General features: G+C 55.6%; 22 protein-coding genes. 7 read left to right on the top strand and 15 right to left on the bottom strand.

Annotated features, from left to right (window positions below; translation table 11 throughout):
* Positions 1 to 52 precede the first annotated feature (52 nt).
* On the bottom strand, positions 53 to 1,006 hold the full coding sequence (locus JJB07_RS13625; protein WP_201635912.1) for a GNAT family N-acetyltransferase: 954 nt from the start codon (positions 1,004 to 1,006) through the stop codon (positions 53 to 55).
* Between the two features lie 412 nt (positions 1,007 to 1,418).
* On the opposite strand from JJB07_RS13625, the gene JJB07_RS13620 reads away from it, so the two are divergent.
* Positions 1,419 to 2,354 carry a DNA-3-methyladenine glycosylase family protein gene (locus JJB07_RS13620; RefSeq protein WP_201635910.1) on the top strand — a complete coding sequence of 312 codons (936 nt, stop codon included), beginning with the start codon at positions 1,419 to 1,421 and terminating at the stop codon, positions 2,352 to 2,354.
* A 74-nt stretch (positions 2,355 to 2,428) separates the two neighbouring features.
* Positions 2,429 to 3,664, top strand: a complete 1,236-nt coding sequence (locus JJB07_RS13615; RefSeq protein ID WP_201635908.1) for an S-layer homology domain-containing protein — start codon at positions 2,429 to 2,431, stop codon at positions 3,662 to 3,664.
* Between the two features lie 70 nt (positions 3,665 to 3,734).
* On the opposite strand, the gene JJB07_RS13610 is transcribed toward JJB07_RS13615, so the two are convergent.
* The 11 genes from JJB07_RS13610 to JJB07_RS13560 form a co-directional block, all read right to left on the bottom strand.
* Positions 3,735 to 5,030 (bottom strand): helix-turn-helix domain-containing protein, encoded by a 1,296-nt coding sequence (locus tag JJB07_RS13610; RefSeq protein WP_201635906.1) that lies wholly within the window; start codon positions 5,028 to 5,030, stop codon positions 3,735 to 3,737.
* 161 nt (positions 5,031 to 5,191) lie between these two features.
* A complete protein-coding gene (locus JJB07_RS13605; RefSeq protein ID WP_201635904.1) occupies positions 5,192 to 5,365 on the bottom strand; it encodes a hypothetical protein in 174 nt (57 codons plus the stop codon).
* Complete coding sequence (locus JJB07_RS13600; RefSeq protein ID WP_201635902.1) at positions 5,362 to 6,696, bottom strand: tetratricopeptide repeat protein; 1,335 nt, start codon at positions 6,694 to 6,696, stop codon at positions 5,362 to 5,364. The genes JJB07_RS13605 and JJB07_RS13600 overlap by 4 nt, the downstream gene beginning before the upstream one ends.
* 152 nt (positions 6,697 to 6,848) lie before the next feature.
* Positions 6,849 to 7,367 carry a hypothetical protein gene (locus tag JJB07_RS13595; protein WP_201635900.1) on the bottom strand — a complete coding sequence of 173 codons (519 nt, stop codon included), beginning with the start codon at positions 7,365 to 7,367 and terminating at the stop codon, positions 6,849 to 6,851.
* A gap of 102 nt (positions 7,368 to 7,469) precedes the next feature.
* Positions 7,470 to 9,092: an S-layer homology domain-containing protein gene (locus tag JJB07_RS13590; protein ID WP_201635898.1), complete on the bottom strand. Its 1,623-nt coding sequence runs from the start codon at positions 9,090 to 9,092 to the stop codon at positions 7,470 to 7,472.
* Positions 9,093 to 9,192: 100 nt separating this feature from the next.
* Positions 9,193 to 10,875, bottom strand: a complete 1,683-nt coding sequence (locus tag JJB07_RS13585; protein ID WP_201635896.1) for a glycerol-3-phosphate dehydrogenase/oxidase — start codon at positions 10,873 to 10,875, stop codon at positions 9,193 to 9,195.
* A gap of 99 nt (positions 10,876 to 10,974) precedes the next feature.
* Positions 10,975 to 11,334 (bottom strand): hypothetical protein, encoded by a 360-nt coding sequence (locus tag JJB07_RS13580; RefSeq protein WP_201635894.1) that lies wholly within the window; start codon positions 11,332 to 11,334, stop codon positions 10,975 to 10,977.
* Complete coding sequence (locus tag JJB07_RS13575; protein ID WP_201635892.1) at positions 11,331 to 11,621, bottom strand: hypothetical protein; 291 nt, start codon at positions 11,619 to 11,621, stop codon at positions 11,331 to 11,333. Before JJB07_RS13575 ends, JJB07_RS13580 begins: the two co-directional genes overlap by 4 nt.
* A gap of 18 nt (positions 11,622 to 11,639) precedes the next feature.
* Complete coding sequence (locus JJB07_RS13570; protein ID WP_201635890.1) at positions 11,640 to 13,052, bottom strand: leucyl aminopeptidase family protein; 1,413 nt, start codon at positions 13,050 to 13,052, stop codon at positions 11,640 to 11,642.
* 95 nt (positions 13,053 to 13,147) lie between these two features.
* Positions 13,148 to 14,710: a glycerol kinase GlpK gene (gene glpK / locus JJB07_RS13565; protein ID WP_201635888.1), complete on the bottom strand. Its 1,563-nt coding sequence runs from the start codon at positions 14,708 to 14,710 to the stop codon at positions 13,148 to 13,150.
* Between the two features lie 21 nt (positions 14,711 to 14,731).
* Complete coding sequence (locus JJB07_RS13560; protein WP_201635886.1) at positions 14,732 to 15,217, bottom strand: methyl-accepting chemotaxis protein; 486 nt, start codon at positions 15,215 to 15,217, stop codon at positions 14,732 to 14,734.
* A gap of 206 nt (positions 15,218 to 15,423) precedes the next feature.
* On the opposite strand from JJB07_RS13560, the gene JJB07_RS13555 reads away from it, so the two are divergent.
* Complete coding sequence (locus JJB07_RS13555) at positions 15,424 to 15,588, top strand: hypothetical protein (RefSeq protein ID WP_201635884.1); 165 nt, start codon at positions 15,424 to 15,426, stop codon at positions 15,586 to 15,588.
* A gap of 61 nt (positions 15,589 to 15,649) precedes the next feature.
* Here the strand turns inward: JJB07_RS13555 and JJB07_RS13550 are convergent, their stop codons facing one another.
* Entirely contained in the window at positions 15,650 to 16,294 is a 645-nt protein-coding gene (locus JJB07_RS13550) for a Sir2 family NAD-dependent protein deacetylase (protein WP_201635882.1), read from the bottom strand.
* 94 nt (positions 16,295 to 16,388) lie between these two features.
* Here JJB07_RS13550 and JJB07_RS13545 point away from each other — a divergent pair, with 94 nt between their 5' ends.
* The 4 genes from JJB07_RS13545 (at position 16,389) to serA (ending at position 20,735) form a co-directional block, all read left to right on the top strand.
* Positions 16,389 to 17,306 (top strand): YIEGIA domain-containing protein, encoded by a 918-nt coding sequence (locus JJB07_RS13545; protein ID WP_201635880.1) that lies wholly within the window; start codon positions 16,389 to 16,391, stop codon positions 17,304 to 17,306.
* A 6-nt stretch (positions 17,307 to 17,312) separates the two neighbouring features.
* Positions 17,313 to 17,510 (top strand): capping complex subunit for YIEGIA, encoded by a 198-nt coding sequence (locus JJB07_RS13540; protein ID WP_201635878.1) that lies wholly within the window; start codon positions 17,313 to 17,315, stop codon positions 17,508 to 17,510.
* A 479-nt stretch (positions 17,511 to 17,989) separates the two neighbouring features.
* Entirely contained in the window at positions 17,990 to 19,156 is a 1,167-nt protein-coding gene (locus JJB07_RS13535; protein ID WP_201635876.1) for a pyridoxal-phosphate-dependent aminotransferase family protein, read from the top strand.
* Entirely contained in the window at positions 19,149 to 20,735 is a 1,587-nt protein-coding gene (gene serA, locus JJB07_RS13530; protein WP_201635874.1) for a phosphoglycerate dehydrogenase, read from the top strand. The genes JJB07_RS13535 and serA overlap by 8 nt, the downstream gene beginning before the upstream one ends.
* Positions 20,736 to 20,787: 52 nt before the next feature.
* Here the strand turns inward: serA and JJB07_RS13525 are convergent, their stop codons facing one another.
* Positions 20,788 to 21,462: an MBL fold metallo-hydrolase gene (locus tag JJB07_RS13525; RefSeq protein ID WP_201635872.1), complete on the bottom strand. Its 675-nt coding sequence runs from the start codon at positions 21,460 to 21,462 to the stop codon at positions 20,788 to 20,790.
* A gap of 133 nt (positions 21,463 to 21,595) precedes the next feature.
* The gene (locus JJB07_RS13520; RefSeq protein ID WP_201635870.1) at positions 21,596 to 21,808 is read right to left on the bottom strand and encodes a helix-turn-helix domain-containing protein; all 213 of its coding nucleotides are present in this window, start codon (positions 21,806 to 21,808) and stop codon (positions 21,596 to 21,598) included.
* Between the last annotated feature and the right edge of the window lie 163 nt (positions 21,809 to 21,971).

Below are 21,971 nucleotides of genomic sequence, written 5' to 3'. Positions count from 1 at the left end.
GCCAACACCCTTTCTAGTACCCTCTGTATGCTAGACTGATTGTACCAAAAAGTTAGAAGAACGGGTACTGTCGCTTCATGTTATATACAGTAAACTGCTCAACCGACTGGAAACCAAGACGTTCGTAAATACGCTCCGCAGGCGTGTTGCCGCGTGTAACTGTCAGCGCGACGGTCGCATTGGCACCGTTGCTCTTGCGCACCCGACGCAATCCCTCGCGCAAAATCTCTTCGCCGTAGCCATGACCACGTGAATCAGGCAAGACCGCCATGTACAAGAGCATCGTCGTCCCGCCATAGCGCCCGCCGTGAAAATTTTGGAACAGCGCAAATCCAACGTCCCGCCCCGTGGAATCGGTCGCCAGCACCCACAAGTTCGGGTCAAACACGCCGAATCGCTCACGGAACATCTCGAAACTCTGCTCAGGATGCTTGGCGTCCCATTCCATCATCGGGTCAAGCGTCCCGGAAAAAGACGTCCGAAACGCTTCGAAGAAGCGGTCGTGCGTTTTTTTCGAATACGAGCTGTAGAGGAGGCTCTTCGTCTGCGGCTTCACATCTGCCGTAAGTCGCAGGTTCATGTCCACGCGGTCGATCAATTTATAGAAGCCGTTGCGCAAAAAAACATCGCCGAGCGTCTTGCGTTGATGATTGGGGTAATCGAGATACACCGCTTTGCCCGTTTCCGACTCCACCAAGCCCCAAAACTTTTGCAAAAACGCCTCCGTCACGAGTTCCTCGTCAAACGCCGGGTCAATGTCCGGATGCGTCAGATGCACGTCGCCTTCGAATTCGCCGTAGCGCATGACGCCGACGATGCGAGTTCCGACGTGTGCAATCAGCGTTTCCGATTCGATCAAGTCGGTGATGTTCTGGTCGCGAAACCGCTGCAAGTCGATCTCGACCTGTCTGTCCAATTCCGGGCCGTGAAATCCCCTTGCTGCCAGCACCGTTCGAGTGATTCCGAACACATCGCCGGGCCGCACCGGCCGTATCTGTATGTCCATGTTGCAACCTCCATTTGATGTTCTCATCTCTCTATCATACATGACAACGGCAAAATATCACCTGTTGACATCCAAGCGCAAAAAAGAGCGCCCGGTTGGGCGCCTTCTTTTTCTTGATGCAAGAGTAGCAATCGAATTTGGTGTAGCAATACCAAGAAGCCGACTCAAGGCCCTTCGTGTTGGGAATCGGCTTCATCGGCGACATTCGAATCATCCTCCTTTCACAAAATGTACGGGGATGTATGTCTAAGGAGTCATGTGAGTGACGTTTGGCAGATGCTTGTGACAATATGAACCACAAGACCGCGCCCCACCCGCCGTTTCCGCATCTTCTGCCAAAAAGAACACGGTTGGTCTGCCATTTTACGGTATGATAATGGAGTGTCGCCGAAATGAAAGGAGCGAACTTACCATGTCCGTTTTTACATACACGTTGACTCCGCAATCTCCTTACCGCTTCGATTACTTCCGAGAACGGATCGCCACGTCCAGCAACTCCTACCTCTACGACATCGGAGAGCATCATTTGGGCCGTGCGCACGTCATTCAGGGCCACACCGTCCTCGTGCGCGTCTCTTGCCCGGAACCGGCCTCCGATGCCCCTGAGATCCACCTGCAAGTGGAGGGTGCCCCCGATGAAACCACAGCGCTCGAAGCGGTGAAGATCTGGCGGCACATGCTGTCCGTCGACCGTCCGCTGGCTCCTTTTTATGAAAAAATGGCCGGAGACGCCGTGCTGTCCGGCTTGACCGACCAACTGGCAGGTCTGAACCTGCTGCTCGAAGCCGACCCGTTTGAAGCGATGATCCTCGCCATCATCGGGCAACAGGTGAACTTGACGTTTGCCGAGAATTTGAAACGATCGCTGGTCGAGCTCTGCGGAGATCGCTTGGAGTTGGACGGGCGTCCGTTTTACGCATTCCCGACGCCGGAGCAGATCGCCCGTTTGAAGTACGAAGACCTCCGCCCGCTCAAATACTCCCAGCGCAAAGCCGAGTATATCATCGACTTCTCACGCGGTGTGGCCGGCGGCGAAATCGACTTGCAAGCGCTCGAAGGCATGACCAACGACGAAGCGATCCAATCTCTCGTCAAACTGCGCGGCATTGGTCGTTGGACGGCGGAGTGTGTCCTGCTGTTCGGTCTCGGGCGTTCCGACCTGCTTCCGGCGGCGGACATCGGCTTGCGCAACGCCATCCAACATTTCTACGGCATTGACCACCAGCCGACCGAAGCGGAAGTCCGCGAGATGGCGAGCTGCTGGGCGGGATATGAATCCTATGTCACCTATTATCTCTGGACGGCACTCGGAATGGCACGAGCAGAGTCGAAAAAGAAGAAAAATTGAGAACGCCTACCCCCACAGGAAATAGACACCAATCGTAGAATATGTCAGACAAGATCAAAAGGGAGATGATTGGATTGAAAAAGAAAATCACCGCACTGCTTGCTCTGACTTTGGTCTCAACTCTGGGAGCTTCCTCGGCTTTTGCAACCATGCCGGATAAAAACGACCGCCCTGACGCTCTGATCAAGGGCACTTTCAAATACGCAACGAAATTCCAAGACGTCACCCTCGACGACTGGGCGATCCGCTTCGTCACGGAAATGAACGCCAAGGGCGTCATCAACGGCTACGGCGACGGTCGCTTCCTGCCGAGCAACAACGTCACGCACGAAGAAGCGATCGTCATGACCGTCCGTGCGATGGGCCTTGGTGACGAAGCGCAAGCCGTCTCGCCGAACCTCACCCTCGACCTGACCGACGCTGCACAAGTTTCGGACTGGGCGAAACCGTACGTCTCTCTCGCTCTGCAAAACGGCTTCCTCGACGCCAAGACCGCGCTGAACCCGCAAGGCAACGCAGACCGTGAATGGACCACCGAACTCGTCGTCCGCGCCATGGGCCTGAGTGACGAAGCGCAAGCGCACATGAAAGACACGTTGGCATTCAACGACGCGAAGGAAATTGACGCCTCTGCCGTTGGCTACGTCGCAGTCGCGGCCGACCACAAGATCATCAACGGCTACAACGACCACACGTTCCAACCGAACAAGCCTGTCGCTCGCAATGAACTGGCGGTGATCCTTTGCAACGCGGAGCACCTCTTTGACTACAACGCCGACCGCCAACATCAGGCCCAAGGTCAACTGCAAGGCGTGTTGAAAACGATCACGGCCGCTGGCATCACGTTCTCCACGCAGACCAAGGGCGACGTGACCTACAAAGTCGCGGCGCAGTCTTACTTTTTCCTCAACAACAAGATCGCAGAATGGAGCGATTTCAAGCCGGGCATGAACGTCCGCGTGCTCTTGAACCAGAACGGTGAAGTCGTGTTCGCCCAAGCGAAGGACGTTGCGCCGAGCCTTGAGGAGATCGAGAACTTCGCCAAGGGCAAAGTCATCGGCTATACGGCGGCGACGGCAACCGCTGAGGGTTCCATCTCGATCAACAACAACAAATCCCTCACCCTCCCTGTCGCCAAGGATGCCAAGGTGCTCTTGAACGGCGTGGCAGGTCAAATTTCCACCGTCAAGGTCAACGACAGCGTTCGTCTGGTCATTCTCGACAACACCGTGATTCAGATCAATGTCGTGAAAGCAACTTCTGCGGGTGGAGACGATTCCTTCTCGCCGGAGAAGCCGGTTTTGAAGTAGTTTTTATTGAAAAAAGAGTCCCCGCACCGCCCTGGGTGGTGTCGGGGACTTTTTTTGTGAATCGTGTGGCTTAGAGGCAGATGCCTTTTTCGCGGAGGATGCCGCGGTTTTGCTGTCGGGCTTCGAGGAGCACGTGGCAGGCTTGGCGATGGTGGTCTTCCTCCGCGTCGACCCACGCCAGTTGCGAGAGTGCCTCTTCCCACTCGAACAGGCGGCGTTGTTCGTAGAGTTTGTCCACTACGTCTTGGATGCGGCGCTTGCCTTCATGGAAGCGATGGTTCTTGGCGTCGAGACGGCCTTGTAAGGTTTGGAGTTTGCAGGAGTTGGCGGGGGTTTGGGGCATCCAGCGCTCCGCCTGTGCCCATGCTTCCTCTGCTGCTGTGACATCGTCGAGTTGCAAGTGTACCTGCGCGAGTTCGAACGCGGCCGCTCCCGCTTCGTCCAGACATCCCAACTTTTGCAACCGCTGTACCGTACCGGTCAAGATCTCCCGCGCCTCTTCGACCGTTCGGTGACGGGCGATCCACAGAGCGCGACCTATGCGACATCTTTCGCCCTCTACTCGGTGGTGTATGACATCGTGCAAATGCCGCGCCCGCTCGGCGAACGTGATCGCTTTGCGGTAGTCCGCCGATTGGCGGAACGACTTGGCGAGGCTGAGGCACGTCCGCGCTTGCTCGGTGATTTTGCGGGCATGTTCGAAGTAGGGCATGGCACGAGCGCAGAGTTCGAGCGATTCTTCGACGTGGCCGAATTTCGCGTGGACCTGTGCCAGTCGGACCAGCAGTCCGGCGTAGAGGTAGCGGTCCGGCTCCTCCACCCTCCCGAGCGTTTCCAGAGCGCGTTGCCAGTCGTGGAGAGCTTTGCGGTAGTTTCTTGCTTGAAACGCCAGGGTGCCGCGATGTTGGTACATCAGAGCGAGCAAGTCGTATTCTTCGCATCGTTTTGCTTCGCGTTCCAGCCTGTCCACCAAGCGTGTGGCGTGTTCGATTTGTCCGACGCCCATGTAGCAGACGATGAGATCACAGAGCAGCGGGACACCGTCTTGTTGGCCTTTTTGAGAGTTGAGCAGGTCTTTGAGCAGTTGGATGGCTTGCAGGTAGTGAGACCCTCTGACCAACATCTGGGCGGTGCGGCAGGCGGTGATGTATTCCTGATTGGGCTGGGCGTCCTCGACGAGAAATTCCATCGACACCTCCAAACGTGCCGCGATCTCAGACAGCATATGATACGACGGCCTCGCCTTGCCCGTCTCGATCTGCGAGATCATGCTTGACGTACACAACCCCTCCGCGAGCTCCCCTTGCGTTAGGTTGCGGGTGGTTCGAAGTTCTCTGACTCGTTCGCCGATCACTGACATTTCCATACGTACGTCCTCCCTCTCTTCATTTGTGTCCGAATCTTATCTACAAATAAATTGTAATGGAGAACGCACTTCTAATAAATAACAAGTTCATATAAAAATCTTGCAAGCACACTGTATGAAAAAAGACCCCTCACGGATGTGAGGAGTCTTTTCGGTGAGGCTTATACGTGTTTGATCGAGAGCGGGTCTGGGTACGTATCCATTGCAACTTTCACAACGTAACCGTGCGGGTCCGGGCCGTCATCCACGGCAGCCTTCGTATAATGAGTACCTGCACTCACCATACCAGTTGCAAGCAACATGGCCGCCATCAGAGACAAGATTCCTTTTTTCAATGTAAAAACCTCCTATCTTCTACATTTATATTTTCTTGAGCACGTCGAAGAGTGTTTGCCACTTTTTCAAACATAGCAAAGGCTTGTTCGGTCCTTCCTAACTTCCGATGAGCCTCAGCACAAATTTGCCAACAATCGGCAGACTCTCTCAGCAGACCCGAACTCACATAGAGCTCTGCAGCCTGCAAAGAATACTCTATCGCGTACTCAAACTTTTGATCTCGCAAGAAAAACTTAGCGTAGACTTGGTTTAGATAACCATACATCGGGTCGTTCTTCATGGATGCGGTCTCCGCTATTTCTACTCCAGCGACGAGGCACTTGACCGCATCATCCAAACGATTTTCTTCTATATATAAGGAAGCGATATGTGCGTAGGTTTGAATCACACGCCTACTATCACCGCTATTTTTAAATTCACGTACGCAATCGAGCAATTCCAAAATGGCACGATTGGCATCCTGACCTGCAAGAATGGATTTTGCGAATTGCTGGCGTACGAGATGTGACATATCCACAAGGTTGTGAGATCGATAGAGAGCCAAGGCTTTTTGGAGATACGATTCTGCTTTCTCAAACTCGTTGAGATTCTTGTGCAAGACCCCGAAAGTAAAATACGTGTAAGCAAGTCGCTTCGTATCCGAAATACGATCGAACACTTCCAATGCGTCGCTCAAATACTCATTTGCATCATGGTAGAATCCTAACCAACTGCACACAGTACCCAAATTAAAGCTAATCTCCGCCACTTGAAGCTGAGATTCGGGATGCTTTTTACTCAACTCCAACGCACGAAGGTAGTTCAAGTGTGCAAAAATTGGGTTCGCTTCGAAATAGTATGCGTTGCCTAGTTTGTTGTAAAAACTCGCCATAAACTGATCATCCCACACACGTTCCGCTTCCAACTGGTCTTTCAATTGCACCAAGAGGTCGAGCGCTTCCTGCACACGTTTGGTACGCATCCAGCACTCGGCCCGAAGCAGATTCACTTGGGTCTTGTCATGTTCAGGCAGGTAGTCCCGAAGATCAATTTCTGCAATCAACTCCAACGCTTGGTCATACGCTTTTTGCTCCGTGTAGATCTTCAAGACCTCCACTTGTAACTTCACTTCCAACTCGCTCTCCCGGTTCCGCATCATCTCGTGCAACGGAATCTCTAACTTCTCAGCCAAGCAGCGCAGAATGTCAGCAGAGGGCGTATGCTTGTCCGTTTCCAACAAACTGACCGTTTGCGGCGAACAAACTCCTTCCGCCAATTCGACTTGGGACATCCCCCGCTCCGCTCGGTGCCGCTTCACGCGCTGTCCGATTGTTAACAACTGATCCGACAATGTTATACACCTCCTTCATATGTAAGCACATCTGTATCGTATCAGATTATTCTCCTATTGTACATATCTATTATTCAATTGGATAATATTTTTGAGAATTTGCTGGTTGAAAAAAAGCTACCGAACCTCATGCAGTTCGGTAGCTTTTTCTGTCACTTATTCGGCGTCACCGGCAACTGCCAGTTCTTCGCCAACTGTAGCATCTTGGTTTTGATCGCGGACTCGTCGCCCGTTCCCTTGACGATCATGGTGTACGCCCAGATCATGTCGGGGCGGTCAGGGGCTGGGCCGATGCCGACGAGCCAGTGTTCCATCGTGACTTTGTCGGACATCGAAGCCGCCGGTTCCGTGCGCTTCACGAGGCCGTACGTAAAGACCCCCTGCGGCAGTCGAACGACTTCTTCCTTCACAAGTTCCGCATGATTCCCCATTACGTTTGCCACGGAGAATGCCCCCGTCGGCTTGACGGCCCCGATCGTTTGAAGTTGAATCTGCAAGTTTTCATACGTGAACGTGTTAGAGTCCGAATACACGGTTTGACCGTTCGGCAACTTGAGGATGTGCTTGCCAACTTGCAGTTGTTCCGACGCTTGAACCTCCGTTGCCGGGACCGAAGCACCCGCACTTAACGCGCAGATGACCAGCAAACTTTTCAATATCCATTTTTTCATTCGAACCCTCCTCCGCGCAATGGTACAGTTACGTTACCCTCCCGCCGGGTTCCCATGCAAAAAAAAGCTCCCTGCCGCACGCGGCTTGGGAGCTTTTTTTCCTTACTTCCCTAACTTCCACCACAACGTATCCAACACACTCGCCACTTGTGCGCGGTTGGCTTGGTCCAGCGGTTTAAACGCTTTGTCTCCGAACGAGTCGACGATCAGCCCTTGTTGAATCGCGATGTGGACTTGCTTGTCCGCCCAGTCGCTCGGCGCATCCGGCAACCAGCGGTCTGCAAGGGTTGCGCCAACTCCGTACTTGCTCCCGACCCGTGAAAGGATGACGACGACCTCTTCCTGAGTCAGCGGATCGCCCGAGCCGAAGTCTGTCGTGCTGTAGCCCGCCATGAACCCCGCCTCGCTGACTGCTTGCACATAAGGCTCCATCCACGAGCCTTTCGCGTCTGCGAATTTCGTACTCGCAGACTTCGCCTTCAAACCAAGCGCCTTCGTCAGCAACGTCGCAAACTCTCCGCGCGTAATCGTGTCCTCCGGGTGAAACACCTGCTTGCCGTCGATCACTTCCCCGTTGATCACACCTTTGGCATGCAGGTTCGTAATCGAATTGTTCGCCCAGTAGGAGTTCGCCACGTCAACGAATCCACTGGTCGTGTACACAGGCCCTTGGCGCAGCGAGACGACCAACGCATTGGGCACCTCGCGACCCGGCTGGGTCAAGTAGCTTCCGTTGGCATACAGCCCTGCCGTCGCACCCGAATCCATGCCGACCGCATGCACCAATCCAAGTGCTTTCACCACATCGGCCAGCTCATACACCGACACGTTCGGCACTGTTCCCAGCACGAGTCGGTTGTCTGCATTCACCCCGACGAATGTGCGTGTCGAGCGGACGTTGCCCGTTTGCTTGGGGTCGGTGAACTTCTCCGCAATCGGATCTACTACAACTGCGCCGTTGAAGACGAGCATCGGCCCGCCGCCCATCATATTGAACACATGCTCCCAATGCACCGGATTGCCGGACGCATCTTGGTACGAGATTTTGTACGCGGCACGCTCTCCGACTTGGAACGGTTTCGCCGACGAGACCACGCCCGACCCGAAGTGGATGAGATACCCGTCCTCCGGAACGCCGGCGTCACCGTCGACGATTGCTGTGACGACGTTGTTTTTCACAACCACCGTCTTGCCGCCGCTAAGCGAACGTTTGACCACTTCCGGCGTCAAGATCGTGATCGCGTTCGGATCGCTGTAGTAATGGTTGATCCCCCACGCCGACCAGTTGTTCGGCCAGACCCACGAATCGTTCGTGCTGCCCTGAATTGTCGGATACACACGCCCAAAGTAGGTATGGTTCAACTCGTCAATCCCAAACACCGCGCCAAACGATCCGTTGTGCTCAAATTTCCCGTCCGTCCGCACAACGGTCAACGGCTGCTGGTCATCATACGCGTTAAAATATCCGCCATTCAACGCCGCCAACGCCCCGTGACGCTGAGCAAGCGCGGCCAAACTCTCCGTGGAACCGACACGGCTTTCGGCCGAGACCGCTTTGACTTCCAAATTGCTGTCGTTTAAGTTTGCATATACCAATTGAACCGTGCGGCCCATGACCGTCTTGGTCGTCGAAGCGACTCCCTCATACGCATAGACCGCTCTCGGGGCGAACAACATCGCCAGAGCCAGCGTCGTGCCGAGAAGTCGTTGCTGTGCTTTTTTCATAAAGTCTTTCACCTCACCTGCAAGATTCTACATCTGACGACATCCTCCTTTTTTTACAAAAAAAGCTCTCGACCACCGTAGCGGTCGAGAGCTCTTTTTCCTACACTCGCACTTCCCTGCCCGACAAACACCCTCTGGCTTCCTCCACCGCTTCTTCCCATGCGTCCCATTGGCGTGTACGCTCTCGCTCTCCCCAGCCGAGAAGCTCTGCGAGGGCTTCCAACAAAGCAGGTGCCGAATCGAGCGCTTCTTCGGCGGAGAACAACAGATCGCCCGTGCGGCGAACGAGGAAATCGGCGAGCGAGAGCGTCATCTCGTGCTCAACCGAATACCTCAGCTCCCCGCGCAAAACCGGCAGACGTCCACCGACTCGTTCCGCCATGCGCGGGTCGTCTTCGATGTAGCGCAAGATCGTGCGCACATTGGAGCCGTAGCGATTCAGCAGCGCATCCAGCACATCCTCTTGCAGATAGTACTCCTCCTGCCCGATGATCTGCATCGCTCTGTAGAACGGCTCAAATCCCAGCCCGCCTGTCGAGCCCCCGGATAGCGGAGTGAGATCGGTGCTGCAAGGCTTGAAAGTACGGCCCTCTGCGGTTTCGAGGTCTTGGGTGACGAGGTCGACGATTTTTTCCGCCATCTTGCGGAAGCCCGTCAGTTTCCCGCCCGCGATGGAGTACAGACCGGATTCGTTGTGGAAAATTTCTTCCTTGCGCGACAACTCGGAAGGGGACTTGCCGTCTTCGTGCAGGAGTGGACGCAGACCCGCCCACGAACTTTTTACATGTTCTCGTGACAGCTTCACATCAGGGAAGTTCTGGTTGACGGCGCGAAGCAGATACTCCATGTCTTCCTCTGTGCAGATCGGCTTCGCGATCTCACCCGTGTACGTGGTGTCTGTCGTGCCGATGTACACGCGCTTTCCACGCGGCACCAAGAACATCATCCGACCGTCATCCGTCCCCGTGTAGACCGCATGGCGCAACGGCAGGTCGACTGCATCGACCGTCAGATGCACGCCCTTGGTCAAGTGCAGTCGTTTGCCGGTCACTTCGCCGTCAAATTCGCGAACTTCATCCACCCACGGTCCGGCGGCGTTGACGACGATCTTGGCGGGGATGTCGAGTTTGCGGTCTCCCAGTTGGTCGTCCACTCGCACGCCGCAGACACGTCCCGAGTCGTACAGCAATTCTGTCACTTTTGCATAGTTGGCGAGGAGAGCACCCTCTTGGTTTGCCGTTTTGAGAACTTCCATCGTCAAACGGCTGTCATCGGTACGGTATTCGACATAGAGTCCCCCACCGCGAAGTCCTTCTGCCTTGAGACCCGGTTCGACCTCTAGGGTGCGCATTTTGGAAAGCATCCGGCGACGCTCCGCATGTTTGACGCCCGCGAGACGGTCGTAGAGCCAAAGTCCGATCGAGGCTCCGATGCGGGAATACGCCCCGCCACGGTAGATCGGGAGCAGCAAGTTCATCGGGTGAACGATGTGCGGCGCGAGGCGATGCAGGAGCGCTCGTTCGCGACCGACTTCACGCACCAGTGCAATCTCCCCCTGTGCGAGGTAGCGCAGTCCTCCGTGAATTAATTTCGTCGAACGGCTGGAAGTGCCGCACGCCCAATCCCGTTGCTCCAAAACACCGACACGCAAACCGCGTTGCGCCGCATCCCAGGCGATCCCCGCCCCGGTGATGCCGCCGCCGATTACGAGTACGTCGACACCGTTCCCCGCCATCTCCTGCAGGTCCTGTTCCCTCGTCTGCTTGGAAAAGCTCACTTTCATGGGCAAGCGACCCCTTTCGTCACGAATTAAGTGAGGAATGATATGCAAAAAAGAACCTCTTCAGTACACATTCAGGGTACTTGAAGAGGTTCTGAGTTGTCATCGCATGTCGTACCCGCTCTGCCCGAACGGTTTCGGAGCGACTTGAATGCCTTCAAACACCAGCATCCAGCCGGCCTCCGCGCGGAACATCCGAATGTCCGCTTTCTCATCCATCATCAGCAGATGGAACAAACTCATGTCCGAACGCATATACGGGCTCAAGTGCTCGTCATGCAAACGGAGGTTAATCACGCGGTGCTTATCTTGGTTCTGCACTTGAATCCCGTCTGTAATCGGGAAATCGGCGACGACTGCCGCCGGCAGAAACGGTTGCTTGGTGTGTGTCTTGAGGTATTCGTAGAGCGAGCGCGTTGCCTTGGCTTTGCGGCTTTGCTCCAAGATGTACGCGTAATTCATTGTTCGTCGTCCTCCTCTTGGTTCTCCCATTGGCGCAACTTCTCCCGATAGCGGATCTGGCGCTTGATGTACTCCTCCTGCGACCAGAGGCTGCGGTCCACGTTGCCCCACGACAGGATAAAAGGCAAGACGAGCAACAGCCCGCCTACCCCGACCCCAAGGGCCGAGAGCAACGCTTTCCACCAGATCACGTCACTCCCGTAGAGAATGAGAAACGTCAGCGGGCAGAACACGACACAAGTCCGCCACCAAAAGCGAATATAGGAAGAGAGGCGTTGATTGGACATGTGTGCGTGACTCCCGACTTAGCGGAGAACCCAGTCCGCCAGCAGACGTGCGCCGAAACCGGTCGCGCCTTCGTTGCTGTACGTGTGGGTTTTCGCGCCGTCCATCGGACCTGCCATGTCGATGTGAGCCCATTTTTGGTTCTCGCCGACAAATCGACGCAGGAACAGAGCGGCGGTCAGAGCGCCCGGACCTTCGGTGATGTTGCGGATGTCGCCGATCGGAGAGTACAACAGTTCTTCGTAGTCATCCCACAGCGGCAGTTCCCAGACGTTCTCGCCCGTGACTTTCGCAGAAGCTTTGATGCCTTCCACGACAGATTCTTCACCGAACAGACCTGCAAGTTTGTTGCCAAGGGCTGCCGCGCAAGCACCGGTCAGGGTTGCGATGTCAACGACGCGCTCTGCGCCGAGTTCCTTGGAGTAGATCAACGCGTCAGCCAGCACGAGGCGGCCTTCTGCGTCGGTGTTGCCCACGTGTACGGAGACGCCGTTCGGGTATTCGATCACATCGCCCGGCAAGAACGCCGCTGCGTCCGGCATGCTCTCAGCCGATGCCACGAGCATCACGACGTTCACCGGAGCTTCGAGACGGGTCAAGATGTACAGTGCGCCGATAACCGCTGCCGAACCGCCCATGTCCATACGCATGTTGGACAGGTCGCGAACGCCGACTTTCAGCGAGATCCCGCCGGTGTCAAAGGTAAGACCTTTGCCGACCAGTGCGGTCAGCGGCTTGGAAGCGTCGCCTTGGTAGGTGACTTTGATCATCGCCGGCGGGTTGACGGAACCTTTGCCGACTTCGATCAGGCCCACGAATTTCTTGTCTTGAAGCGCATCGCCTTTGAAGACTTCGATGGAGGTGTTCTTGGAGTCTTTGAACAGGTCTTGTACAAAGTCAGCCAGTACGAACGGCTTCATTTTGTTAGACGGTTCGTTTTTCAAGTTGCGGGCGATGATCGTGCCTTCTGCGTAGATTTCGCCGGTTTTGATCGCGCCTTCAACACCGCTCAGAGCGCCGTCAAAGCCTGCGAGGGTGACGGTTTCCACGGTGATGGTTTCTTTGGATTTCTTGTATTTGTCAAAACGGTATTCGCCGAGTTTGTAGCCTTCGACGGACGTGTGTACGAGTTGCTCGGTGGTGAAGCCCTCAAGGGTCGGGACGAGGGCGGTAACTTCGGTAGCGCCTTCCTTGACGGCTGCGCGTGCGCCGAATGCCATCGCGTCACGCAGTTTGTTCAGATGGAAGTTTTTCTGTTCGCCGAGGCCGACGACGACGAAACGGGTGCCGTCTTTGTCAAACCAAACGACGTGGTCCTTTTTCTTGCCATGATAATCGGTCAGGTTCAGACCGAATTGTTCTCCCTTTTGACCCACGAATACCGGCAAAATGGTGGTACGACCGGTTGCAAATGCGCCCAGTTGGAATTTCATGCTGTCTCCTCCTTATGTATCTGAGTATGAAAAACTACTCATCGTCAACTTTTTCCTTCTCAAACATTATAACGCTTCGCCGCACGAAAAACCAATCAGTTTTTCTTGATCAGCCAACCTTGCGAAAGTTGGGCGGCCTGTTTCCATCCCTTGTACAACTCTTGACGACGGGCGTCTGACATGCGCGCCGTGAACACGGTGGCTGCCGTGCCGATCAACTCGGTCAAGACATCCAACCCCGGCCAGAATCCGACGGCCAGACCCGCCAAAAACGCCGCTCCACGTGCCGTGCTCTCAAATTGCTCAGGGCGCACGACATCAAGGCGAAGCAAATCCGCTTGGAACTCCATGAGGAACTTATTTTGCACCGCGCCGCCGTCGACGAGCAGACGTTGAACTTCCATGCCGGAGTCGATCTCCATCGCCTCCAGCACGTCGCGCGTCTGGTAGGCGATCGCTTCCAAACAAGCTCGTGCAAGATGCGCTCGGTTGGTCCCTCGGGTCAAGCCCCAGATCGTGCCTCGCGCATACGGGTCCCAATACGGCGCACCAAGACCTGTGAAGGCCGGAACGAGATAGACTCCGTTGGCATCCGGCACCGAATACGCCAACGCTTCTGTCTCCGCCGCGTCCTTGATCAGCCCGAGTTCGTCGCGCAACCACTGCACGCCCGCCCCCGCGATGAACACAGAACCTTCCAATGCGTACGTCACCTCTTCGCCGATCTGCCAACCGATGGTCGTCAAGAGACCGTGAGTGGAAGCGGTCGGCTTGCTTCCCGTGTTCATCAACAGAAAACATCCTGTGCCGTATGTATTCTTCGCCATGCCGGGTTGGAAACAGCCCTGTCCGAACAGCGCGGCCTGCTGGTCACCGGCAATCCCCGCAAGCGCAACTTCAGCCCCGAACACGCCCGGATCGGTCAGCCCGTAGACGAGGCTAGAGGGACGCACCTCCGGCATCATCGCGCGCGGGATGCCGAACAACTCCAGAAGTTCATCATCCCAATCGAGCGTATGGATGTTGAACAGCATCGTGCGCGACGCATTGGTAACGTCGGTCATGTGTAAGCGCTTACCGGAGAGTTGAAACAGAAGCCATGAATCGATGGTGCCGAACAGCAACTCGCCGCGCATTGCTCGTTGGCGCAACTCGGGACTTTGGTTGAGCATCCATTCCGCCTTGGTTGCGGAGAAGTACGCATCGACGACAAGTCCTGTTTTGCTCCGAATCTTGTCTCCCCATCCTCCTTGCACCAACTCGTCGCAACGTTCGGCCGTGCGGCGGCATTGCCAAACAATCGCCGGCGCGATCGGCTCTCCCGTCGCAGAATCCCAAATCACCGTGGTCTCGCGCTGGTTGGTGATGCCTACGGCGGCGACCTGGTCAGGTCGGACACCGGCGTTTTGCAAACATTGGTGCATGGCATCCCGTTGGGTCTGCCAAATCTCAACTGCGTCGTGCTCGACATGACCCGGCTGCGGGTAGTGTTGCTGGAACGGCAGTTGGGCGACGCCCACCGCCACCGCGGATTCGTCAAACAAGATCGCCCGCGAAGAAGTCGTGCCTTGGTCCAGCGCCAAGATATAGCGTTTGTCCGACACGCCGTTCTCCTCCTCTAAAAAAACTGTCGCAGTCTCATCGGCTGCGACAGTCATGACGTATAAGTTCGTGTTGTCTTACTCCTCGGAGCCTTCTTCAGCCAAGTTCTCCACGATGGTGTGGAACGAAGCCTTCGCTTCGTGCATCGCCGTGACAGAAGATTGCACCGATTTGGTTTCTTCGTCGACCGAGTTGAACAAATCGCCGGTGAGACCTTGTACAGCCTGAATCACGTTCTTAATAGAAGTGGTCGCCTCAGCCGACTGCTCGGACAATTTCCGAACTTCGTTTGCGACAACGGAGAAGCCGCGACCGTGCTCACCTGCGCGTGCTGCTTCAATCCCTGCGTTGAGGGCGAGCATCTTCGTCATCGACGCGATGCGGTTGATCGAGACGGTGATCGCATCAATTTCCTTGATCTTCTCGTTGAGATATTCTGCCAATTCCTTGGTGCGAAGCGAAGATTCCTCGGTGCGTTGGATCTCCGCTACTGCAGAGTCGATTGCACGGATCCCGCGATGCAGGTCGGACACCAGTTCTTTTTGGCTTGCCGCAATTGTCATGATTCTCCCTCGTTCCCTCGGAATATTCGTGGTTGCTCTTTTATTTCGACAAGCCACTTCAATTTCCTACTATTCTTTCAAAAAAAGATGCGGTCCAAAACCTTCAAAAATATGGCGAGTATGTGAAATCTGTTGCATAGGTTTGAAAAATAGTGGTATCATGACTGATGACAGAGTTCGACTTCAGACCGTGAGGGGGGATTCCCGTGTATCGTTACTATATGGGCATTGCAATCATGTCACTTATCTTCGCAGCTTTCGGCGTCTTGCTCTCCGAGCATTCCGCAGCGTATGCGACCATTCTCGTCGGTTTCGCCGGCGCTTTCATGGCGATCGCATTTATCACCTCGGGTCCGGAATCCCGTTGGTAGTTTTACCACACATAACCGAAAAAGTCCCTGTGTCCGCCACTCCGGCGGCACAGGGATTTTTTTATGCAAACAGTTCAGGCAAGAGAAGTTCGGAGCCCTTGTTGCAGCGAATGATCGGCACCCCTCTGACGTCGGCGATCTCCGGCAGCAGACGCACGGGCGCCATCTCCAGCTTCGTCCCGATGACCAAGAGGAGGTCGCATTGCCCCACCCAATCGGTGGCGATCACGATGTGACGGACTTTTTCGCCAAGGAGCACGATGTTGGGTTTGAGCAAATTCCCGCACGTCGGGCAATGCGGGAGGTGGTTGGTTTCCGCCACATGAGCCGGGTAGACTTCACGGCAATGCAAGCAAACCAGTTCGCGCAAGTTGCCGTGAATTTCGAGAACTTCCTTTGATCCCGCTTCTTGGTGCAGACCGTCGAAGTTCTGCGTGATGATCCGTACCCCTCTCGCCGCCAACGCTTCATGCGCCGGATTGGGACGTGCTTCCCGCCAATCCAACAGCATCTCTCGGTAGCACTGGTAAAATCGCGCCGGGTCGTCCTTGAACATCTCCTCGGTAAAAACCTCTCGCAACGGCACCCCTCGCCACTCGCGGTTGATCGTCGGCAAGCCGCTCGGCACGCTGATTCCCGCTCCCGTGATGGCGACGGGCCGTTGCGCCGCTCTTGCCCATTCCTTCCACTCTGCGCTCACGTCCACGTGCGCATCCCTCCCTTTTTTCTACAGTATGGCAAGTTGCCCAAGGATCACATACTACACCTAACGATTGCAAAACTCGGAGGAGGTGCCCACTTTGGCGCAAGCATTGCTGTCGCCCGAATATCTGACTATGATCGCAACCGGTTTCGTCGTGGGCACGGCCGCACGAATGTCCACGATCAAGGAAGACACGCGCCAATACCCGTCGTACCCCAACGGCAAATTCATCAACGTAATCACCGGAGCGGTTGCGGCGACGATTGGAGCCGTTTTTCCCATTACGTTGATCACTCAAAATTTCGTCGGCGTGTCGTTTCTCATGCTCGCCGTCCAACAGTTTCGCGACGTGCGCAAGACCGAGCGGGAATCGTTGAAGGACTTGGAGCAATCGGAGTACACTCCGCGCGGGGCGGCGTACATCGACGGAATCGCCAAGACGTTTGAATCGCGCAACTATCTCTCGTTGGTCGCTTCTCTGCTTTGCGTGCTGACGATGATGCTCATCCCCGGCCACCAGTACGTATTGGAAATTCCCGCCGGGGCGCTGCTCGCTTTTCTCGTCGTCTACTTGCTGCGCCGCTATACGAAAGGGAAAAACATCGGCGACTTTGCCGACATCAAATTGGCAACGCTATCGTTTGAAGGCTCGATGTTGCATGTCGATGACATCCCCGTCGCCAATGTGGGACTGCCGGAAGCGCAGGACTTGTTAAAACAAGAAGGCTTGGCGGTGATGATTACGCCGCGGACCGTCGGTGCCTCCATCGCACTCGCCCACTACGGTCAGCGACAAACGATCATTCATGAAGCTTCGCGCACGTTTGGCTTGAAACGCTATCTCTACATGCGGCGCGACTTCCACAACGGGCGCTTCTGCTTTGCGTTCGTCCCGATCCGCCGCGATGCCGGGTCCCTGCTGGAGTTGGTGGCTGAAGTGCCGCTTCTCGAATCCACGCGCAAAAGCGAGCGCTTGAGCAACCAAAATGTCCTGCCCGACCAAGGAGGAGACTAACCCCGAATGTCCAGCCCGACCCGTTCCCGCGACATCATCGCCGTCGTAGCCACCGACAAAAAGCATCTCGCCGGCGGCAAAGCGCAAGCGTTCCTCGCCGACTCCGACGAAAATTGCCACAAACTCACGATGGAACTCGCCCGCGCTTTGCAAGGAGAAGTCGTTTCCCTTTCCAACGGCGTCTATCTGATCTTGAGCGTTTGAATTTGTTTGCATCGAAATAAGTAATGAAAGCCTTTTCATCATTAATCACGATGAAATCATTAGCTCAATATCCTTGACTCCATTTAAATCGCCATGCTAAGATACAGATAATTTCCACGACATCTTCACACGACAAACGCGATGAAGGAACCGTCCCCTGATCGCGGCGTTTCAGAGAGCCGGTGGTTGCTGCAAACCGGTACGCCGTTTCGTTGGACTCAGCAATCCTGAGCGTCTCCTTGAATCCCTGTTCGCACGATGTGCGGCAGGTCGTAGAGGCAGTCGATTGACCTCGTTATCGGTCATAGAGGCATCCCCCGTTCTCCCCCGAGACGGTTGGATGCGAACAAGGGTGGCACCACGAAGGAGCTGTAGATCCTCTCGTCCCTTTCCGTTCAGAATCGAGTTCTGCGCGGAAAGGGACGGGAGGATTTTTTTGTTTAGCTTCATTCTAATTCCCACAAAAGGAGTGTTACGAGATGTTCCAAGACCAGACGATCCTCCGAATTCCAGGCCCGACCCCGGTTCCCCCGCAAGTTGAACGTGCCATGGCACGCCCGATGGTCGGCCACCGCAGCGGCGAGTTCTCCGCGCTGTTTGCCCAAACTGCACAGCGTTTGAAATACGTATTCCAGACGGAGCAAGACGTGTACATCCTCGCAGGTTCCGGCACCGCAGGCTTGGAAGTGGCCGTCGCCAACACCGTTCAACCGGGTGACAAAGTGCTCGTCTGCACGGCGGGCAACTTCGGTGATCGGTTCACCAAGATCTGCAAATCGTACGGCGCAAACATCGTAGAAGTAACCGCTCCGTGGGGCGAAGGGATCGACCCCTTGCAAGTCGCCGTGGCGCTCGCAGAACACCCGGATGTCAAAGTCGTTTTCGCCACCCATTGCGAGACCTCGACGGGCGTGCTGCATGACATTCGCGGCATCGCGGCTCAAGTCGGCAAAACGGACGCGATCCTCGTCGTCGATGCGGTCTCTTCGCTGGCTGCCGTGGAACTCCCGATGGACGACTGGGGCTTGGACATCGTCGTGACCGGCTCGCAAAAAGCCCTGATGCTCCCGCCGGGCCTCTGCTTCCTCGCCGCTTCTGCAAAAGCTTGGAACCTGATCGAGAAAAACGAAGCGCCGCGCTTCTATTTCGACCTCCGCTCCTATCGCAAGCAACTGGCGGCCAACACCACTCCGTACACCCCGAGCGTTTCGCTGATCTACGGCCTCGCGGAAGTTCTCGCCCTGATCGAAGGAGAAGGCCTCCCGAAAATCTTCGCCCGCCATCAAAAAATGCAAGCGATGACCCGTGCCGCCATCAAAGCACTTCACTTGCCGCTGTTCACCGAAGACCATGTCGCCTCCCCCACCGTCACGTCGATCGGCAGCAACGGATTCGACGTGGAAGCCGTTCGCAAACATTTGAAAAAAGACTTCAACATCATCGTCGCAGGCGGTCAAGCACATCTCAAAGGCCAAATCTTCCGAATTGGTCACATGGGCTACGCAACGCCGGCCGACATGCTGCAAGTTCTCGCCGCACTTGAAATCGCGTTGCGCAAAGCCGGAGCCGACATCGAACTCGGCCGTGGCGTACGCGCTGCTCAGGAAGTCTATCTGCAAGAACAAGAGGTGACCGCCCATGTCTAAGTATCGCGTTCTCGTCAGTGACCCGATCTCGGAGCAAGGCCTGCAAGCTCTGATCGATTCCCCGCTCGTCGAGTTGGATCTCAAAACCGACCTCACGCCCGCTGAACTGCGTGAGATCATCGGCGAGTACGATGCCCTGCTCGTGCGCAGCCAAACCAAAGTAACGCCTGAAATTCTGGAAGCAGGAAAAAAACTCCGCGCCATCGGCCGCGCCGGAGTTGGCGTTGACAACATCGACGTTCCTGCCGCAACCCGCCACGGCGTCGTCGTCATCAATGCTCCGGACGGCAACACGATCTCGACGTGTGAGCACACGTTCGCAATGATGATGGCGATGGCGCGCAAGATTCCCCAAGCGCACATGAAGCTCAAAAACGGTACGTGGGACCGCAAATCGTTCGTCGGTGTCGAGCTCAACGGCAAAACGCTTGGCGTGCTCGGCTTCGGTCGGATCGGTTCGGAAGTGGCAAAGCGCGCCAAAGCGTTTGGCATGAACGTTCTCGCCTATGACCCGTTCCTGACTCGTGAACGTGCGGAGAGCCTCGGCGTGCGCATGTCCACCGTCGATGAGATCGTGGAAGGCTCCGACTTCATCACCGTCCACACTCCGCTGACCAAAGACACCAAGCATCTCCTCAGCCGCGACCAGTTCGCCCGCATGCGCGACGGTGTGCGCATCTTGAACTGTGCGCGCGGAGGGATCATTGATGAAAAAGCCCTCGCCGAAGCGCTGGAGAACGGCAAGGTCGCGGCTGCGGCCCTTGACGTTTTTGAAGAAGAGCCGCCGCATGGCAATCCGTTGATCGACATGCACAACGTCGTTGTCACCCCGCACTTGGGCGCTTCGACGGAGGAAGCGCAAATCAACGTCGCGATTGACGTGGCGAAGGAACTCTTGAACATCTTGCAAGGTCTTCCGTTCCGCAACGCGGTGAACCTGCCGTCGCTGTCCAACGACACGTTGCGCACCTTGGAACCGTACTTGACGTTGGCTGAAAAGCTCGGTTCTTTGGCGGCCAACTTGGCGGTGGACAGCGTGCGCAAGATCGAGATCGGGTTCTACGGGACGCTGGCTGAGCAGCAAACGGAACCGCTGACCCGCAGTTTCTTGAAAGGCATGCTCTCCTACTACCACGGTGACGAAGTTAACTACGTCAACGCGCCGTTCCTCGCGGAGCAAAGCCAAATTCAATTGAAGGAAACGAAAGCGTCGCGCCATGATACGTACAACGAGTTGCTGAAAGTGACCGTCGTTACCGAGAACACCACCATCACGGTCGCCGGCACGCACAAAGCCTCGCTTGGCTCCCGCATCGTGCAGATCGGCGAATTCAAAGTCGATCTCGAACCGCAAGGCACTCTGATCCTCGCCGAGAACCGTGACCAGCCGGGCATGATCGGCAAAGTCGGCACGATCCTCGGCGAAGGCGGCGTCAACATCGACTCCATGAAAGTCGGCAAGCTTGAAAACGGCATCGCCCTCATGGTGCTCGCCGTCGACCGCGCTCCGGATGAAGAAACTTGCCGCACGATCGAAGCGTTGGAAGGCATCTTCAGCGTTCGAGACGTGACCCTGTAAGCAAAAAAAGCCCTCTCACACGCCCAAGCAGGCGTGTAAGAGGGCTTTTTTTCTAAAAACGGATCATTCCCCCGCCGCCTTGCAGCAGGTCCGTCTGGTCATTCACCGCCCAGTTGTTCTTGCGCTCGTGCCCAATCGTCGTCTCCGGACCATGCCCGCAGAACACCACGGTCTCCTCCGGCAACGTGTACAATTGCTCCCGAATGCTCTTGACCAACTGCGCCGTATCTCCTCCCGGCATATCGGTCCGCCCGATGCCGTTGTTGAACAGCGTGTCGCCCGCGAACACCATCCCCTCGGTCACATACACCACATGACCCGGCGTGTGCCCCGGCGTAAAACGGACTTCAAACTCCGTATCGCCCAATTTCAAAAGATCCCCCGCCGCGACAAAACGATCGGCCGCCGGACCCGTGATCGGTTCGAAATACTCGGTGTAACGCCCCGACCCGTTCAACATCGGATCGGTCATCCAATCCTTCTCAATCTCATGAACCAACACCGGAGCCCCTGTCGCTTCCTTGAGCTCGCCAACCCCTGCGATGTGATCCAAATGCGCGTGCGTCAACCAGATGCCGATCACCTTGAGCCCTTGCTCCTCAATGGCGGAAAGCAATGCATCCGGGTCCTGACCGGGGTCGATGACGACCGCTTGCTTGCTTCCTTCATCGACCAGCAGATAGCCGTTCGTCTGAAACATCCCCAACGCAAAAATTTGTACCTGCATCCTATGTACACTCCCTTTTTCCAAAGCACGTTCCTCTGTGCTTGTCACTACACTCATTCTAACACAAAAGGAAAAAGACACCGCCCCTAGCAGTGCCCTCTCCCATTTTCACCCTATTGAGTACGAAGAACCCTTAATAACTCCAGAACCCATACAGGTCCGCTACAGGTACGCCCAAAGCACTTGCGATGCAATCGAGTTTCGTGGCGTGCGCCCCACGCGTGCCCGATTCGATTGCATAGATATAAGATTGCGAAACCCCAGCGCGATCCGCCAATTCCTTGACCGACAGACCTGTTTGCTTCCGCAGTTTTTTCAACTGCATCCCAATGGTTAAATCACTCATACTTCATACCCCTTCCCATCCCCAGTTACAAAGATCAATAACGTGTTTGATCTATACTTATTTTATAACATATTGTGTCGACGTTTTGGGGGATTTACTTTAATTAAAACACCATCGACAATTTTCGACAAATTTCTACTTTATTGAGACGGCCCATCTAGGA

It is taken from the genome of Tumebacillus amylolyticus, assembly GCF_016722965.1.
GTDB lineage: Bacteria > Bacillota > Bacilli > Tumebacillales > Tumebacillaceae > Tumebacillus > Tumebacillus amylolyticus.
This window is presented reverse-complemented; position numbering and strand designations above follow the sequence as displayed.

Bases quoted from the DNA above. Each gene is read 5' to 3' on its own strand.
- JJB07_RS13625 (WP_201635912.1), bottom strand. From the start codon at position 1,006: ATGGACATACAGATACGGCCGGTGCGGCCCGGCGATGTGTTCGGAATC.
- JJB07_RS13620 (WP_201635910.1), top strand. From the start codon at position 1,419: ATGTCCGTTTTTACATACACGTTGACTCCGCAATCTCCTTACCGCTTC.
- JJB07_RS13610 (WP_201635906.1), bottom strand. From the start codon at position 5,030: ATGGAAATGTCAGTGATCGGCGAACGAGTCAGAGAACTTCGAACCACC.
- JJB07_RS13595 (WP_201635900.1), bottom strand. From the start codon at position 7,367: ATGAAAAAATGGATATTGAAAAGTTTGCTGGTCATCTGCGCGTTAAGT.
- JJB07_RS13590 (WP_201635898.1), bottom strand. From the start codon at position 9,092: ATGAAAAAAGCACAGCAACGACTTCTCGGCACGACGCTGGCTCTGGCG.
- JJB07_RS13585 (WP_201635896.1), bottom strand. From the start codon at position 10,875: ATGAAAGTGAGCTTTTCCAAGCAGACGAGGGAACAGGACCTGCAGGAG.
- JJB07_RS13580 (WP_201635894.1), bottom strand. From the start codon at position 11,334: ATGAATTACGCGTACATCTTGGAGCAAAGCCGCAAAGCCAAGGCAACG.
- JJB07_RS13575 (WP_201635892.1), bottom strand. From the start codon at position 11,621: ATGTCCAATCAACGCCTCTCTTCCTATATTCGCTTTTGGTGGCGGACT.
- JJB07_RS13570 (WP_201635890.1), bottom strand. From the start codon at position 13,052: ATGAAATTCCAACTGGGCGCATTTGCAACCGGTCGTACCACCATTTTG.
- glpK (WP_201635888.1), bottom strand. From the start codon at position 14,710: ATGACTGTCGCAGCCGATGAGACTGCGACAGTTTTTTTAGAGGAGGAG.
- JJB07_RS13560 (WP_201635886.1), bottom strand. From the start codon at position 15,217: ATGACAATTGCGGCAAGCCAAAAAGAACTGGTGTCCGACCTGCATCGC.
- JJB07_RS13540 (WP_201635878.1), top strand. From the start codon at position 17,313: ATGTCCAGCCCGACCCGTTCCCGCGACATCATCGCCGTCGTAGCCACC.
- JJB07_RS13535 (WP_201635876.1), top strand. From the start codon at position 17,990: ATGTTCCAAGACCAGACGATCCTCCGAATTCCAGGCCCGACCCCGGTT.
- serA (WP_201635874.1), top strand. From the start codon at position 19,149: ATGTCTAAGTATCGCGTTCTCGTCAGTGACCCGATCTCGGAGCAAGGC.
- JJB07_RS13525 (WP_201635872.1), bottom strand. From the start codon at position 21,462: ATGCAGGTACAAATTTTTGCGTTGGGGATGTTTCAGACGAACGGCTAT.
- JJB07_RS13520 (WP_201635870.1), bottom strand. From the start codon at position 21,808: ATGAGTGATTTAACCATTGGGATGCAGTTGAAAAAACTGCGGAAGCAA.